This window comes from Stenotrophomonas sp. Y-13 (assembly GCF_046267925.1).
Classification (GTDB): domain Bacteria; phylum Pseudomonadota; class Gammaproteobacteria; order Xanthomonadales; family Xanthomonadaceae; genus Stenotrophomonas; species Stenotrophomonas acidaminiphila_A.
The window spans coordinates 1,831,775-1,846,851 of record NZ_CP176501.1; the positions used below are offsets into that span (position 1 = coordinate 1,831,775).

12 protein-coding genes and 1 pseudogene are annotated in these 15,077 nt (G+C 70.1%); 10 read left to right on the forward strand and 3 right to left on the reverse strand.

Features of this window, described 5'->3' with window-relative positions; genetic code table 11:
- Positions 1–330 precede the first annotated feature (330 nt).
- Together aat and infA are read left to right on the forward strand one after the other, a co-directional pair.
- Positions 331–1,089 (forward strand): leucyl/phenylalanyl-tRNA--protein transferase, encoded by a 759-nt coding sequence (gene aat, locus ACJ7VY_RS08355; protein WP_409476770.1) that lies wholly within the window; start codon positions 331–333, stop codon positions 1,087–1,089.
- A gap of 87 nt (positions 1,090–1,176) precedes the next feature.
- A complete protein-coding gene (gene infA, locus ACJ7VY_RS08360) occupies positions 1,177–1,395 on the forward strand; it encodes a translation initiation factor IF-1 (protein ID WP_005409596.1) in 219 nt (72 codons plus the stop codon).
- A 196-nt stretch (positions 1,396–1,591) separates the two neighbouring features.
- Here infA and clpA read toward each other — a convergent pair whose 3' ends face one another.
- Together clpA and clpS are read right to left on the reverse strand one after the other, a co-directional pair.
- Positions 1,592–3,871, reverse strand: a complete 2,280-nt coding sequence (clpA, locus tag ACJ7VY_RS08365; RefSeq protein WP_409476771.1) for an ATP-dependent Clp protease ATP-binding subunit ClpA — start codon at positions 3,869–3,871, stop codon at positions 1,592–1,594.
- Positions 3,872–4,169: 298 nt separating this feature from the next.
- The gene (gene clpS, locus ACJ7VY_RS08370) at positions 4,170–4,490 is read right to left on the reverse strand and encodes an ATP-dependent Clp protease adapter ClpS (protein ID WP_161614421.1); all 321 of its coding nucleotides are present in this window, start codon (positions 4,488–4,490) and stop codon (positions 4,170–4,172) included.
- 106 nt (positions 4,491–4,596) lie between these two features.
- Between clpS and ACJ7VY_RS08375 the strand changes: the two genes are divergently transcribed.
- From ACJ7VY_RS08375 to ACJ7VY_RS08400, 6 genes are read left to right on the forward strand one after another with little or no spacing between them, the layout of a single operon-like run.
- Positions 4,597–5,073 (forward strand): hypothetical protein, encoded by a 477-nt coding sequence (locus ACJ7VY_RS08375; RefSeq protein ID WP_409476772.1) that lies wholly within the window; start codon positions 4,597–4,599, stop codon positions 5,071–5,073.
- A gap of 11 nt (positions 5,074–5,084) precedes the next feature.
- The gene (locus tag ACJ7VY_RS08380; RefSeq protein WP_409475417.1) at positions 5,085–5,537 is read left to right on the forward strand and encodes an NUDIX hydrolase; all 453 of its coding nucleotides are present in this window, start codon (positions 5,085–5,087) and stop codon (positions 5,535–5,537) included.
- Positions 5,534–6,718, forward strand: coding sequence for a tRNA 2-thiouridine(34) synthase MnmA (gene mnmA / locus ACJ7VY_RS08385; protein ID WP_409475418.1), 1,185 nt, complete (start codon positions 5,534–5,536; stop codon positions 6,716–6,718). The genes ACJ7VY_RS08380 and mnmA overlap by 4 nt, the downstream gene beginning before the upstream one ends.
- On the forward strand, positions 6,715–7,338 hold the full coding sequence (gene hflD / locus ACJ7VY_RS08390) for a high frequency lysogenization protein HflD (RefSeq protein ID WP_104938817.1): 624 nt from the start codon (positions 6,715–6,717) through the stop codon (positions 7,336–7,338). Before mnmA ends, hflD begins: the two co-directional genes overlap by 4 nt.
- 52 nt (positions 7,339–7,390) lie before the next feature.
- Positions 7,391–8,581 (forward strand): methyl-accepting chemotaxis protein, encoded by a 1,191-nt coding sequence (locus ACJ7VY_RS08395; RefSeq protein ID WP_104938818.1) that lies wholly within the window; start codon positions 7,391–7,393, stop codon positions 8,579–8,581.
- 43 nt (positions 8,582–8,624) lie between these two features.
- Positions 8,625–8,852, forward strand: coding sequence for a hypothetical protein (locus ACJ7VY_RS08400; protein WP_409475419.1), 228 nt, complete (start codon positions 8,625–8,627; stop codon positions 8,850–8,852).
- Positions 8,853–9,375: 523 nt separating this feature from the next.
- Here the strand turns inward: ACJ7VY_RS08400 and ACJ7VY_RS08405 are convergent.
- The gene (locus ACJ7VY_RS08405; protein WP_409475420.1) at positions 9,376–12,162 is read right to left on the reverse strand and encodes an EAL domain-containing protein; all 2,787 of its coding nucleotides are present in this window, start codon (positions 12,160–12,162) and stop codon (positions 9,376–9,378) included.
- A gap of 397 nt (positions 12,163–12,559) precedes the next feature.
- On the opposite strand from ACJ7VY_RS08405, the pseudogene ACJ7VY_RS08410 reads away from it, so the two are divergent.
- Positions 12,560–13,285 (forward strand): annotated as a pseudogene (locus ACJ7VY_RS08410) (sensor histidine kinase); the annotation flags it as partial.
- Positions 13,286–13,287: 2 nt separating this feature from the next.
- The gene (locus ACJ7VY_RS08415; protein WP_104938822.1) at positions 13,288–15,033 is read left to right on the forward strand and encodes an EAL domain-containing protein; all 1,746 of its coding nucleotides are present in this window, start codon (positions 13,288–13,290) and stop codon (positions 15,031–15,033) included.
- Positions 15,034–15,077 lie beyond the last annotated feature (44 nt).

Consider the following 15,077-nt stretch of genomic DNA (forward strand, 5'->3'; position numbering starts at 1 on the left):
ATCCGCACCGGGGCGACTGCGTGCCCGGGATTGCGAACAGGCACAGGTCAACCTACTCAGGATGCGCACTCCCCCTACTTCGTGTCCGGCGTCTGCCACGCAGGCGGCGGCTTCGCCTGGCCCTGCAGCGACGGCCGCTGCGGGGTCATCCCGATCAGCGGGCCGGACAGGGTCGCCCCGGCCCTGCCGCGATCATCCGGTGAACCGTGTCGTGCTAGCCGCAAAGGTCCCGTGCACGGCGTTGCTGCCGTACCCGCGTATGGCGCTGCGCTCCAGGCGCTGCCGGCCGGTGCCGCGGCAGCATCCCCGATTCCTTGACGGCGACGGCACATGAGCCGCGCAGCGCATCCGTTTCTGCTTGCCGAGTCAGCGGACGCGGCGTTCCCGCCGGCGGAGCTTGCGCTGGCCGAGCCCGATGGCCTGCTGGCCGTCGGCGGCGATCTGTCGCCGGTGCGCCTGCTCAACGCCTATGCCGGCGGCATCTTCCCGTGGTTCTCCGAAGGCCAGCCGATCCTGTGGTGGTCACCGGACCCGCGCATGGTGTTCCGCACCGATGGCGTGCATCTGTCCTCGCGCTTCCGCCGGGCACTGCGCTCCAGCCCCTGGACGGTCACCGCTGACACCGCATTCGCCGAGGTGATGCAGGCCTGCGCCAGCGCGCCGCGGCCGGGCCAGGATGGCACCTGGATCACCGCCGGGATGCTCCGCGCTTACGTGGAACTGCACCGGCTCGGGCATGCGCATTCGGTGGAGGTGTTCGACGGGCCGCACCTGGTCGGCGGCATCTATGGCGTGGCCATCGGCCGCATGTTCTTCGGCGAAAGCATGTTCAGCGGGCGCAGCGGTGGTTCCAAGGTCGCGCTGGCGGCACTGGCGCACGTCCTGCACGGCTGGGGCTGGCCGCTGATTGATGCCCAGGTCGAGAACCCCCACCTGCTGCGCATGGGTGCCGTGCAGCTGCCACGCGCCCTGTTCCTGGCCCAGGTGCGGGCGCTGGTGCGGGAGCCCGGTGACCCGCCGCCGGGAAGCTGGACCCGCCGTTTCGGCCACTGGCCGGCCGCCCGGCTGGGCAGCACGGGCGCGGCTTAACGCAAACTTTGCATGATTCCGCGGCGCGGGGTAAAATGCTTGGCTTCCGGGCCTGAAAAGGCCATCCGCAGAACCGCACAGGATTACATGTCGAAAGACGACTCCATCGAGTTCGAGGGCACCGTCAGCGAGACGCTGCCGAACACCACTTTCCGCGTTCGACTGGAAAACGGGCATGAGATCATCGCCCACATTTCCGGCCGCATGCGCAAGAACTACATCCGCATCCTTACCGGCGACCGCGTCAAGGTTGAAATGACGCCGTACGACCTGACCAAGGGCCGCATCACCTACCGCATGAAGTAAGCGCGGTAGCCGGGCACCCCGAAAGCCAGCCCTGGGCTGGCTTTTTTGCGTGTCCGTGACAGTGGTATCGGGGAAGCGGAGCGCACCCGTGACCGGCGGCGGGCGCGACCCCGCCGCCTCCTGGCGGAGCGGCTCCATGCCCTGCCCGCCCTGTGCCCGCCTTCCGCACGCCTGCCCGCGCCTGGCCGTCGCCGCCTCAGACCGTGGCCGGCAACAGGTGCTCCGGCTCGGCCTCGGTCTCGACCACCAGTTCGCCGTCGCGCACGTCGATGCTGACCCTGCCGCCGCCCACCAGCTTGCCGAACAGCAGTTCGTCGGCCAGCGGGCGCTTGATCTGGTCCTGGATGACGCGTGCCATCGGCCGCGCGCCCATCTGCGGGTCGAAGCCGTGGCGGGCCAGCCAGTCGCGTGCGGCCGGGGTCGCCGACAGCGAGACGTGCTTGTCCTGCAGCAGCATTTCCAGTTCGATCAGGAACTTGTCCACCACCCGCAGGATGTGGTCCAGCCCCAGCGCCTGGAACTGCACCACCGCGTCGAGGCGGTTGCGGAACTCCGGGGTGAAGCTCTTGCGGATCACTTCCATCGCGTCGGTGGCATGGTCCTGGCGGGTGAAGCCGATCGAGCGCCGCGACGCCTGCGCCGCGCCGGCGTTGGTGGTCATCACCAGGATCACGTTCTTGAAATTGGCTTCGCGGCCGTTGGTGTCGGTCAGGATGCCGCGGTCCATGACCTGCAGCAGGATGTTGAAGATGTCCGGGTGCGCCTTTTCGACTTCGTCCAGCAGCAGCACGCAGTGCGGCGTCTTGACGATCTTCTCGGTCAACAGCCCGCCCTGGTCGAAACCGACGTAGCCCGGGGGCGCGCCGATCAGGCGGCTGACCGAATGCGGCTCCATGTACTCGCTCATGTCAAAGCGCACCAGCTCGATGCCCAGCTGCAGCGCCAGCTGGCGCGTGACCTCGGTCTTGCCGACGCCGGTGGGCCCGGCGAACAGGAAGTTGCCGATCGGCTTCTCCGGGTTGCCCAGCCCCGAACGCGACAGCTTGATCGCCGAAGCCAGCGATTCGATCGCCGGGTCCTGGCCGAAGATCACCATCTTCAGGTTGCGCTCCAGGTGCCGCAGCACGTCCTTGTCGGTGGCGGTGACCTGCTTGGCGGGAATGCGCGCCATCTTGGCGACGATGGCCTCGACCTCCTCGACGTCGATGGTCGCCTTGCGCTGGCCCTCGGGCAGCAGCCGCTGGCGCGCGCCGGCCTCGTCGATGACGTCGATGGCCTTGTCCGGCAGCAGGCGGTCGCCGATGTGCTTCACCGACAGGTCCACCGCCGCCTGCAGTGCGTCGTCGGCGTAGGTGACGCTGTGGTGCGCCTCGTACTTCGGGCGCAGGCCCTTGAGGATCTCGTAGGCTTCGCCCACGGTGGGCTCGACGATGTCGATCTTCTGGAAGCGCCGCGCCAGCGCCCGGTCCTTCTCGAAGATGCCGCGGTATTCCTGGAACGTGGTCGAGCCGATGCAGCGCAGCTCGCCGGACGCCAAGGCCGGCTTGATCAGGTTGCTGGCGTCCATGGTGCCGCCGGAGGCGGAACCGGCACCGATGATGGTGTGGATCTCGTCGATGAACAGCACCGCGTTGGGCACCTTCTTCAACGCGCCGATCACGCCCTTCAGGCGCTTCTCGAAGTCACCGCGGTACTTGGTGCCGGCGACCAGCGCACCGAGGTCGAGCGAATAGATGACCGCATCGGCCAGCACCTCCGGCACCTCGCCGTCGACGATGCGCTTGGCCAGGCCCTCGGCGATCGCGGTCTTGCCGACCCCGGCCTCGCCCACGTACAGCGGGTTGTTCTTGCGGCGGCGGCACAGCACCTGGATGGTGCGCTCGATCTCGTCGCGGCGGCCCACCAGCGGGTCGATGCGGCCGGCACGCGCCTGTTCGTTGAGATTGCTGGCGTACTCGGCCAGCGCGTCGCTCCTGGCCTCGCCCTCGCCGCCCTCGGCGCGGCCCTCGCCGTCGATCGACGGCGAGGCGTCGCCCTCTTCGCCGGACTTGGCGATGCCGTGGGACAGGTAGTTGACGATGTCCAGCCGGGTCACGTCCTGCTGGTTGAGGTAGTAGACCGCGTGCGAATCCTTCTCGCCGAAGATCGCCACCAGCACGTTGGCGCCGGTGACCTCTTTCTTGCCGGAGGACTGCACGTGGTAGACGGCGCGCTGCAGCACGCGCTGGAAACCCAGGGTGGGCTGGGTGTCGCGGCCATCATCGTCGGCCAGCCGCGAGACCGAGGTCTCCACGGCCTGTTCCAGGTCCCGGCGCAGGCGGTCCAGGTCGGCGCCACAGGCCTTGAGCACGGCCTGGGCGGAGGGGTTTTCGAGCAGGGCGAGCAGCAGGTGTTCGACCGTCATGAACTCATGACGTGCCTCGCGGGCGCGCTTGTAGCACTGGCCAATCGTCTGTTCGAGGTCTTTGCTGAACATGGGGGACTCCGACTGCGGTTGGAGACAATATGCGGCCTGACTGCACGTTTTCCATCACCCTACCGGATGCCGGTGTTCAGACGGCGTTAGCAGTGGCCGGACGGGGGCGGCAGCGGCCGGTTGCCACGCCGGAAAGCGGCAGCCACCGGGGTGGATGCCAGCCGCCGGGGCGACCATTGCAAACAATGGATGCGCGGTGGGCGCCAGCCAATACGGCCGACATCGCCATGCCCGGAACAGTGCGGGCCGCCGGTGGCGCGACCGGCGCGCGGTGCCGGACGCGCCGGCGCGGCGTGGATCAGGCCCGCTCCATCGTGCACAGCAGCGGGTGCTGGTTCATGCGCGAGTACTCGTTGACCTGGGCGACCTTGGTCTCGGCGACTTCGCGGCTGTAGACCCCGCAGATGCCGCGGCCGCGGGTATGGACATGCAGCATCACCTGGGTGGCCTTGTCCAGGTCCATGGCGAAGAAGTTCTGCAGCACGGCCACCACGAAATCCATCGGGGTGTAGTCGTCGTTCAGCAGCATCACCTGGTACAGCGGCGGCGGCGCGATCTCGGGCTTGCCGGGTTCCACCAGCAGGCCATGGTCGTTGTCGTGTTGGAGCTTGCGGGGCATGCCCGGAATTATAGCGGCTGGCCCGGCGCCGCTGCGCCGAATTGGACGTGAACACCCCCGCCGCCGCACAATTTGCACCTGTTCAACCACTCCCCGCAGGGAACGCATGAAGAAGTACGTGGCGGCAATGATGGTGGCGGGCCTGTGGGTCGGCATGGCTGGCAATGCGCGGGCCGGCGAGCCCGATGCGGCGGTCGGCCGGCTGCTCGATTCGCTCGAATACAAGTATGAGATCGACGAAGACGGCGATTACCGCCTGGTGTTCGACATGGACGATGACCGCACCCAGCTGGTGTTCGTGCGCTCGACGGTGGAGACCTACGGCGCGCATCGCGTCCGCGAGATCTGGTCGCCCGGCTACAAGGCCCCGGGCCCGCAGTTGCCGGCGCTGGTCGCCAACCGCCTGCTCGAGGATGCCAACGACTCCAAGCTCGGCGGCTGGGTCAAGCAGGGCGACATGGCCATGTTCGTGGTCAAGATCGATGCGAACGCCAAGGCCGACGTGCTCAGCGACGCCATCGACGCGGCGATCAAGAGTGCCGACGCGATGGAACTGGAACTGACCGCGAAGGACGAGTACTGAGGGTGGATGCATTGAGCTCCCGGCGCTGGGCACCCCACGTCACCGTGGCCACCGTGGTGTGCCGCGCCGGGCAGGTGCTGCTGGTGGAAGAGGAGAAGGACGGACGGCGGGTGCTGAACCAGCCGGCCGGCCACCTCGACCCCGGCGAGAGCCTGGTCGAGGCGGCCGTGCGCGAAACCCGCGAGGAAACCGGCTGGGAGGTGCGGCCGACCGCGTTCATCGGCGCCTACCAGTGGAACGCGCCCGACGGCACCCCGTTCCTGCGCTTCGCTTTCGCCGCCGAGCCGCTGCGGCATCACCCGGACCAGGCACTGGACAGCGGCATCGTGCAGTCGCTGTGGCTGACCCCGGCCGCGTTGCAGGCGGACATGGCCCGGCTGCGCAGCCCGCTGGTCTGGCAGACGGTGTCGGACTGGCTGGCGGGGCAGCGCCACCCGCTGTCGATCCTGAGGCAGGTGCCATGAGCCGCCCGGACGTGGTGGTGGGCGTGTCCGGCGGCGTGGACTCGTCCGTCGCGGCGCTGCTGCTGGTGCGGCAGGGGCTGGATGTCGCCGGCCTGTTCATGCAGAACTGGGCCGACGATGGCGATGCGCAGGACAGCGCGAGTGCCGCTGAAGGCGGGATGCCGAAAGCGGCCAAAGGTCATTGCCGCGCCGAGGAGGATCGCCGCGACGCCGTGGCCGTCTGCGGCCGCCTGGGCATCCCGTTCCATTTCCGCGATTTCTCCGCCGAGTACTGGCAGGGCGTGTTCGAGCACTTCCTGGCCGAGTACGCGGCCGGGCGTACCCCGAACCCGGACGTGCTGTGCAACCGCGAGGTCAAGTTCAAGCACTTCCTGGACGCCGCCCGCGAGCTGGGCGCCGGGCGCATCGCCACCGGCCACTATGCGCGGGTGGAGCAGGCGGGCGGGCGCTGGCGGCTGCTGCGCGGCGCCGACCGCGGCAAGGACCAGAGTTACTTCCTGCACCAGCTGGGCCAGGCGCAGCTGGCCGCCACCGTGTTCCCGATCGGCCACCTGGAAAAGAGCCAGCTGCGCCGCATCGCCCAGGAAGCGGCGCTGCCGACCCATGCCAAGAAGGATTCGACCGGCATCTGCTTCATCGGCGAACGCGATTTCCGCCAGTTCCTGGGCCAGTACCTGCCCGCCCGCGAAGGCGAGATCCGCGATCCGCACGGGCAGCCCATCGGCCGCCATCCCGGCGTGTTCTATTTCACCCTGGGCCAGCGCGAGGGGCTGAACATCGGCGGCGTGCGCGGCCGGCCGGCGGCGCCCTGGTACGTGGTCGGCAAGGACGTGGCGGCCAACATCCTGTATGTCGACCAGGGCCACGACAGCCCGTGGCTGCAGTCCCGGCACCTGCTCACCGAAGCCATGCACTGGATCGCCGGCAGCGCACCCGCCAGCGCCTTCAGCTGTACCGCGCAGACCCGCTACCGGCAGCCGGACGAGCCCTGCCAGGTGCGCGTGGGCGACGACGGCACCGTGCAGGTACGCTTCGAGCGCCCGCAGCGGGCGGTCACGCCCGGGCAGTCGCTGGTGCTGTATGACGGCCCCGAATGCCTGGGTGGTGCGGTGATCGCCGCCACCGACGCGCCGCTGGAGCAGCGTGCGCCCTGGCCCGTTTTCCCTGAGAGGCAAGCATGAGTTTTTCCTTCGACGACCGTGTCCTGGCGCTGGCCGGCATCGCCCAGGCCCTGCAGCAGGTGCGGCGCATCGCCGAAACCGGCCATTCCGACGGCGCCGTGGTCCGCACCGCGATGGACAGCGTGATGCGCATCGACGCTCCCTCCCCCGCCGCGGTGTACGGCGACAGCCACCAGCTGGAACCGGGGCTGCGCCTGCTGCGCGACTATTTCGGCAACCAGGGCAAGGACGAGCTGCTGCCGCGCCTGGCGCTGTCGGTGATGCAGCTGGAACGCCGCTTCGTGCGCGAACGCGCCACCGTGGACAAGGTCCAGGCCGGCATCGCGCGTGCCGCCGCCCAGGCCCGCGAGCTGGGCGACCCGGCACATCCGGAGGTGCTGGGCGCGATGGGCGGCCTGTACGCGGACACCATCAGCCAGCTCAAGCCGCGGATCATGGTCCAGGGCAACCCGCACTACCTGGGACAGGCCGGAGTGGTCGCCGAGATCCGTGCGCTGCTGCTGGCGGCGGTGCGCTCGGCGGTGCTGTGGCGCCAGCTCGGCGGCAGTTACTGGGACTTCCTGTTCTCGCGCCGGGCCATGCTCGAAGCGATCTCGCGCAGGTTGCGCGGCGGCGGCTAAAGACCGGACCGGCACGGCCGATACTGCAATCGTGACTCTCCCGAGAACGTCCATGTATTCACGCATTGCAATCCGCCTGGCCGCCCCGCTGGCCCTGACCTTCCTGCTGGCATTGGCGCTGGCGTTCGCCTGGCCCGCGGCCGTGGTATGGGCGATCCTGACCACGATGGCGCTGAGCTGGCTGGTGTTCGCCTACTGGAGCGCGTACAGCCAGTCGCAGCGTTCGCCAGAACACGCCCGCGTGCTCAAGGAGCAGGACCAGCTGCTCAACGAGCTGCGCAGCTTCGTCAGCAACGAGATCGATGGCTCGCGTGGCGAGATCGAACGCGCCCGCGAACTGATCCGCCAGGCGGTCGCCGGGCTGGGCAGCAGCTTCGATGCGATGAACCGCAAGTCGCGCCAGCAGAGCCAGGCCCTGGCCCGCATCGTCGACCGTGCCGGCGAGGATGGCGGTGGCGGCGTGGACGTGGCGCGGTTCGCCCAGCATGCCAGCCACCAGATGGAGCAGCTGGTCGAGGCGCTGGAGCAGGTCAGCGGCCAGAGCAGCAACACCGTGCAGCACATCGACCAGATGGCGCAGCACCTGGACGGCATCTTCGCCCTGCTGGAAGACGTCAAGTCGATCGCCGACCAGACCAACCTGCTGGCGCTCAACGCCGCCATCGAGGCCGCCCGTGCCGGCGAGGCCGGTCGCGGCTTCGCGGTGGTCGCCGACGAGGTGCGCAACCTGTCCGAGCGCTCCACCACCTTCAACGAGCAGATCCGCAAGCTCGCGCACAGCTCCAAGGATGCCATCGCCAAGGTCCGCGAGACCGTCTCGCACATGGCCTCGCGCGACATGGACCGCTCCCGCGAGGCGCGCCACGAAGCGGCCGCCATGCTCGAGAACGTGGCGGCGATCAACAACTCGCTGGGCGAAGGCATGCGCGAGATCTCCGAGTGCGGCCGCGCGATCGACAGCAGCGTCGCCGAAGCCGTGCGCGCCCTGCAGTTCGAAGACATCGCCACCCAGGCCCTGGGCGGCGTGCACACCCACCTGGACCGCCTGACCGCGATCAACCGCGAGGCGGTGGCGCTGCAGGAACTGCTGCACCGCAGTGGCGGCGCGCTTGACGGCGAACTGGTGCTGGCGCTGCAGCGTACCGGCAGCCGCCTGCGCGAGATGCGCAGCGAGTGGGAGCGCCCGCCGCACAAGCCGGTGGCGCAGCAGAGCATGGGCGCGGGAACGGTTGAGCTGTTCTGATTCCCGCCACGAGGCGACAACGACCCCGGCCACGGCCGGGGTTTTGTCGTTGCCGGCCGGCTGGGCCGAGGCCGCCGCAATGGTGGGCCCGCAGGCCGCGGAGCCGGCGCCCGGCAGCCCGCACGTCCGCGACCGCCTGGCGGCGCTAGAGGCGCTGGCGCAGCAGGAACTGGCACGCACCCCGCCGCTGCCGATGCCGGACCTGACCGCGCACGATGATCCGGCGGCGATCCTGGTGGCCTGGGACCTGGCCTTCTGCCGGCGCCGCTGACGCCCGGCCAGCGGGTACCGGCGATGGGCGGCGGGCCATGCCGACCGCAACGCCAACCCGGCGCGGCGGCGCGCGCGATAGGCGGGTAACGGTGCCGGCGACAGCGGCCGGAAGCGGCCGCGGAGGCATGCGCCACCGCTGGCATTTCAGCGCATTCCGCAGCCCGCACGGGCCGGACTGCCCTGCCCGCCGGGCGATGGCGATGACGATGGCGTGCCGCTGCGCGGGCAGCGCGCCCTGCGGCCCGCGGCGCTGACAAACTTCGTATCGGTTTACGCCCGGCGCCATTGCGGCGGCACCGACGGCGGGATTCTGGCCTCCGGTACCGGAGGGCCGAAGGACGCGCCATCGGCGGCAGCCACTGCGCCCGTCGCCGACGGTCGCCGTCGACAGGCGGGCGCGGGGTTCAGGTGTGGGGGCGAGGAGGCGTGAAGCGCGCGCCCGGTGCCGGCGATCCGCGGGCCGGCGCGCGGCGGTCGCGCCGCAGACGAGCAGGAGCGACGCGCGTGGAGGGCGCCGGGGCTCAGGTGACCGCGGCGGGGATGTCCGTGGCGGCAGCGGCCGGCGCGCCGGGGCCGCCGCGTTCGTCGCAGCGGCGCAGCCACTGCGCCATGTCCCGCGACGGCAGCGGCCGCGAGTAAAGATAGCCCTGGATTTCGTCGCAGCCCTGGCGCAACAGCATCGCCTCTTCCTGGCGCGTCTCCACGCCTTCGGCCACCACCTGCATCCCCAGCGCATGGCCGAGGTGGACGATGGCCTGGGTGACCTCGGCGGTGCCGGCGTCGTGCAGCATGCGCTGGACGAAGCTGCGGTCGATCTTCAGCCGCTGCACCGGGAAGCGGTTGAGGTAATGCAGGTTGGAGAAGCCGGTGCCGAAATCGTCAACGGCCAGCAGCACGCCGTTGCGCTCGAAGGTGTCGAAGCACTGCCGCAGCGCGTCGCTGTCGCGGATCAGGGCCGATTCGGTCAGCTCCAGCTCCAGCCGTTGCGGTGGCCAGCGGTGGCGTTCGCAGATGGCGATCACCTGTTCGGCGAAGCCACGCTCGCGCAACTGCATGGCCGACACGTTGACCGCCACCCGCTCGAACATCAGCCCCGCGGCATGCCAGGCGGCCGCCTGGCGGCAGGCCTCGTTCAGCACCCACTCGCCGATGCGCGCGATCTCGCCGCATTTCTCCGCCACCGGGATGAACTCGGCCGGGCTGCAGGGCCCGAGCTCCGGGCAGGTCCAGCGCAGCAGGGCCTCGATCGCCGGCGGCCGGGTCGCGTCGACATTGACCAGCGGCTGGTAGACCAGCTGGAACTCCTCGCGTTCGAGCGCGCCGTGCAGCGCGTGCTCGATCTGCAGGCGCCGCTGGATGCCGGCCAGTACGTCCTGGCTGTAGTACTGGTATGTGTTGCGCCCGGCTTCCTTGGCCGCGTGCATGGCGGCGTCGGCCGCGCGCAGCAGGGTGTCGAAATCGCGATGGCTGTCGTCGGCCAGCGCGATGCCGACACTCGCCCCCACCTTCAAGGTGGTGTCGCCGCGGTGCAGCGGCGAGGCCAGCGAAGCGATCAGCTTGCGCGCGACATGGCCGGCATCGGCCGGGTCGGCGAGGTCGCGCAGCACCACCACGAACTCGTCGCCGTTGAAGCGGCCGAACAGGTCGGCGTTGCGCAGGTTCTGGTGCAGCCGCGCCGCGGCGGCCTTGAGCAGCATGTCGCCGGTGGCGTGGCCGAAGGTGTCGTTGATCGACTTGAAACCGTCCAGGTCGACGAACAGCATCGCCAGGATCTTGCCGTTGCGGCGCGACTCGGCCAGGGCGTCCTCGGTCTGTTCGCGCAGCAGGATGCGGTTGGGCAGCCCGGTCAGCAGGTCGTAATGGGCCAGCAGCTCGATGCGCTCGTTGGCCTCGCGCTCGCGGGTGATGTCGCGGAACAGCACCACGAAGCGTTCCGGCAGGCCTTCACGGCGGTCCAGTTCGACCTGTACCTGCACCCACACCCGCTGCCCGGAATGCCGGTAGAAACACAGGTCCAGCTGTTCCGGCAGGCCGCCTTCGGCGATGCGGGTGAGCGCGGCCTCGAAGCCGTCGCGCGAATCGGGGGTGTACAGCGCCAGCGCCTGTTCCAGCGTCACCGGTTCCTTGCGCAGGCCGTGGATGCGGTAGCACTCGTCGGTCCACAGCATGCCGCGGGTGGCCACCTCGATCTCGCAGCCGCCGATGCGGCCGAGCGCCGAGACCCGGTTGAGCAGTTCGGTGCGCCAGCGGATCAATGCGTCGGTCTGGCGCTGCTCGGTCACGTTCTGCAGTTGCCCGGCCACGCGCCGTACGCGCCCGCTGGCATCGTGCCGGGGATGCATCCAGACCCGCACGTGGATGCCGGGGGCGTCCATCGGTCCGGCCGCGAGCACCAGCTCGAATGCATGCGGCTGGCCTTCGCGGTGCAGCCGCCGCCATGCCGCCAGTACCTGGGCGCGGGCGTCGGCGTCGAGCCGGTCCAGCCAGCGCCGGCCCGGCGGCAGGCTGCCCGCGGGCAGGCCGATGGCGGCGTGCAGTTCGTCGGACCAGGAAAAGCCGCCGTCGCGTTCCCACGACCAGGTTCCCAGCCCGGCGATGCGCTGCAGGTGGCGCAGCTGCGCCTGTTGTTCCTGCGCTTCGGTATCGGCGGCGTCCGCCGCGGCGGTGGCGATGCGGATGCCGGCCATGCGCAGCGGCTGGCCGTCGGCCGTCCGCGCCACCACCTGGCCATGATCGTGCACCGTCTGCCATCCGCCATCGGCGCGGCGCACGCGCAGCCGGCAGTCATAGGCGCTGGTGGCATCGCCCAGGTGCGCGCGCAGGGCGGCCTGCTGCGCGGCGCGGTCATCGGGATGGGTGTGCCCCAGCCATGCCTGCACGCTGCCGCTGGTGGTCCCGCCTGCGCTCGGCCCAGACTGCGCCAGCAGGTGTGCCGGCACGTCCCACTCCCAGACCTCGTGCCCGGCGTCGTGCAGCAGCCGCGGCCAGCGCCCGTCCGCCAGTGGCGCGGCCGGGGTGGCGCTGTAGATATAGGCGCAGACGGCGCCGTCCCGGGTGCGCGCGGCGCTCAGAAAGCCGTCCACGCGCTGCTCCCCGGTGGGCACCGAGCATGGCAGCAGCCCCTGCCCCTGGCCGGCAACCCGGTCGCGCACTCCCTGCAGCGCCTGGCGGTGCGCCTGCAGGCCGCGCGGCAGGTCGAGGGTACGGGCCGTGGCATTGGCGGCCAGCGGCTGGCCCTCCGGATCGAGCAGCACGATCGCCCCCTCCAGCGGGTGGCCCATCATGCTCGCAATGACGCCCTGATCCACGCGCTACCGCTCCAGTCAAACACCCGAGGTCCGGGAACTCTATGGATAACGGCCGGCCTTCACGGAAATTGAGTACTGCGTCATCACGGTTTGCGATGGCCCGTTAAGATGTCCACGGATCGAACACGGCCCCCCGCCACGGCACATGCACAACGGCTCCCCCCCTTCGCCGCACCCGGCCCCCACCAAGTCGGCAATGGCCAGCCTGCAACGCACTACCTATGGTGTGGTGGTGGCAGGCGGCGGCCTGATCCTGCTGTGCGGCCTGCTGCCCTGGGCCTGGACGGCGATCCCGGCCCATGCGCTGGCCTGGAGTGTGACCTCCGTCATCCTGGTGGCCGCCTATGTGGGTATCGCCCTGCTCCTGCTGCTGCCGCGGCTGGCCCGGGTGCGGCGCCTGGCCGCGCGCGACGTGGCTGAGCTGGAGGCCAGCCGCAAGGCGCTGGAGACCGGCAACCGCGAACTGCAGGCCCTGGCCGGACGCCTGTTCTCGGTGCAGGAGGACGAGCGCCGGGCGATTTCCCGCGACCTGCATGACGATATCGGCCAGGCGGTCACCGCGATCAAGCTGGCCGCGCATGCGGCGATGGACGAGGACGATGCCCGGCGCCGCCGCGAGGACCTGGGGCAGATCGTGGAGCTGGTCGACAGCACCGTGGTGCGGCTGCGCAATCTGTCGATGCTGCTGCGCCCGCCGCAGCTCGATGCGCTCGGGCTCGAGGCGGCGCTGCGCTGGCAGGCCGGGCAGCTGTTCCGCTCCTCGGCGGTGGAGTTGCGGATGGAGGTCGAAGAGCTGCCGCAGCGCCCGGACAACGACGTCGAGCAGGCCTGTTTCCGCATCGCCCAGGAGAGCCTGACCAATGCCCTGCGGCATGCGCTGGCCAGCCAGGTCCGGCTGTGCCTGGAGGACGCTGGCGATGGCCGGCTGCGGTTGCGCGTGAGCGACGACGGCGAAGGCTTCGACCCCGATGGCCCGCGCGGCCTCGGGCTGGTGGTGATGCGCGAGCGCGCGCAGAGCGCCGGCGGCTGGCTGCGCATCCATACCGCGCCGGGTGAAGGCACCCAGGTCGAGCTGCACCTGCCCTACCGCATGCCGCAGGCGAGCGCCTGCCAGGGAGCCTGAGGATGTGGAACCCCGCCCCGCCGGCGGCCGCCGCGATGCCCGCCCCGCCGCGCCTGGGCGCCGGCAACCCGGAACTGGCGGCGATGGTCGCCGAGGCCGCCGCCGGTGGCACGCCGCTGATGCTGCTGCACCTGGACATCGACCACTTCGCGTCGGTCAACGAGAACATGAGCGCGGAGGTCGGCGACCAGGCACTGGTGCTGGTCGCGCAGCGCCTGGCCGACCACCTGCGCGGCCGCGGCCGGCTGTGGCGGCACGGCAGCGACGAGTTCGTGCTGGCGATCCCGCGCGCGGACGGGGTGCCGTTGCCGGAGGACATGGCCGAACAGCTGCGCCAGCAGATGGAGCTGCCGCTTTCGGTGCTGCCCTACACCCTGTTCCTGACCGCCAAGATCGGGGTGTCGCTGAGCCCGGAGCACGCCACCGACCCGAGCCGGCTGCTCGACCTGGCCGAGGATGCGCTGCACCAGGCCGGCCGCGAGGGCGGCAACGTCGTACAGGTGCACATGCTGCACAAGCCGCTCAGCGCGCACAGCGAGAGCATCATTTCCCGGCAACTGGTGGACGCCATCGACAATGGCGAGCTGCGCCTGCGCTACCAGCCGCTGGTCAGTGCCCGCGACGGCCATGTCGTGGGCATGGAGGCGCTGTTGCGCTGGCAGTCGCCGACGCTGGGCATGCTGGTGCCGGAACGCTTCATGCGTACCGCTGAACGGCTCGGCATCATCGTCCAGATCGGCGCCTGGGTGCTGGAGATGACCCTGCGCCAGGCACGCATCTGGCGCGACCAGGGCTTCGACGATTTCAACATCGCGGTCAACGTGTCCACGCTGCAGCTGCTGCGGCCGAGCTTCTTCGCCGAGACCATGGCGATGCTGCAGTCCACCGGGGTGCCGGCGCGCATGCTGACCCTGGAAATCAACGAAAGCGCGCTGACCAACAACGTCAACTTCGTCTACGAGACCCTGGCCAACCTGCGCAACGAAGGCATCAGCCTGAGCCTGGACAATTTCGGCACCGGCGACTCCAGCCTCAGCGCGCTGGTGCGCTACCCGGTGGACAAGCTCAAGATCGACCGCAGCTTCATCAAGAGCGCACCGGCGGCCAACCGCGAGGCGGCCATCTCCCGCGCGATCATCGCCATGGGCCACCAGCTGGGCATGACAGTGATCGCCAACGGGGTCGAGTCGCAGGCGCAGCTGGGCTTCCTGCGCCGCAACGACTGCGACGTGTTCCAGGGCTATCTGTTCGGCGAGCCGATGTCGGCCGAAGCCGCCGGCATGACCCTGCGCCGTCGCTACCTGCGCCCGGAGGCGTTCGCCGAGACCCGCCCGGACCGCACCCTGCTGCTGCTGGACGACGAGGAGAACGTGCTGCGCTCGCTGGTGCGCCTGTTCCGCCGCGACGGCTACCGCATCCTCGCCGCCGGCAACGTGCGCGATGCCTTCGACCTGCTGGCGATCAACGACGTGCAGGTGATCCTGTCCGACCAGCGCATGAGCGACATGAGCGGCACCGAGTTCCTGGGGCGGGTGAAGATGCTCTACCCGGATACCATCCGGCTGGTGCTGTCCGGCTACACCGACCTCAATACGGTCACCGACGCGATCAACCGCGGCGCGATCTACCGCTTCCTGACCAAGCCGTGGAACGATGACGAGCTGCGCGAGCACATCCGCCAGGCGTTCCGCACCCACGACGAGAAGCGCGGCGGCAGCCAGGGCCGGGCGATCAACGGCCTGGAGTGAGGCCCGTCGGCGCGCCGGCACGGCGGTGCCGGCGGGGTGGCCGG

Bases quoted from the DNA above. Each gene is read 5' to 3' on its own strand.
- ACJ7VY_RS08375 (WP_409476772.1), top strand. From the start codon at position 4,597: ATGAAGAAGTACGTGGCGGCAATGATGGTGGCGGGCCTGTGGGTCGGC.
- aat (WP_409476770.1), top strand. From the start codon at position 331: ATGAGCCGCGCAGCGCATCCGTTTCTGCTTGCCGAGTCAGCGGACGCG.
- mnmA (WP_409475418.1), top strand. From the start codon at position 5,534: ATGAGCCGCCCGGACGTGGTGGTGGGCGTGTCCGGCGGCGTGGACTCG.
- clpA (WP_409476771.1), bottom strand. From the start codon at position 3,871: ATGTTCAGCAAAGACCTCGAACAGACGATTGGCCAGTGCTACAAGCGC.
- clpS (WP_161614421.1), bottom strand. From the start codon at position 4,490: ATGCCCCGCAAGCTCCAACACGACAACGACCATGGCCTGCTGGTGGAA.
- infA (WP_005409596.1), top strand. From the start codon at position 1,177: ATGTCGAAAGACGACTCCATCGAGTTCGAGGGCACCGTCAGCGAGACG.
- ACJ7VY_RS08415 (WP_104938822.1), top strand. From the start codon at position 13,288: ATGTGGAACCCCGCCCCGCCGGCGGCCGCCGCGATGCCCGCCCCGCCG.
- ACJ7VY_RS08395 (WP_104938818.1), top strand. From the start codon at position 7,391: ATGTATTCACGCATTGCAATCCGCCTGGCCGCCCCGCTGGCCCTGACC.
- hflD (WP_104938817.1), top strand. From the start codon at position 6,715: ATGAGTTTTTCCTTCGACGACCGTGTCCTGGCGCTGGCCGGCATCGCC.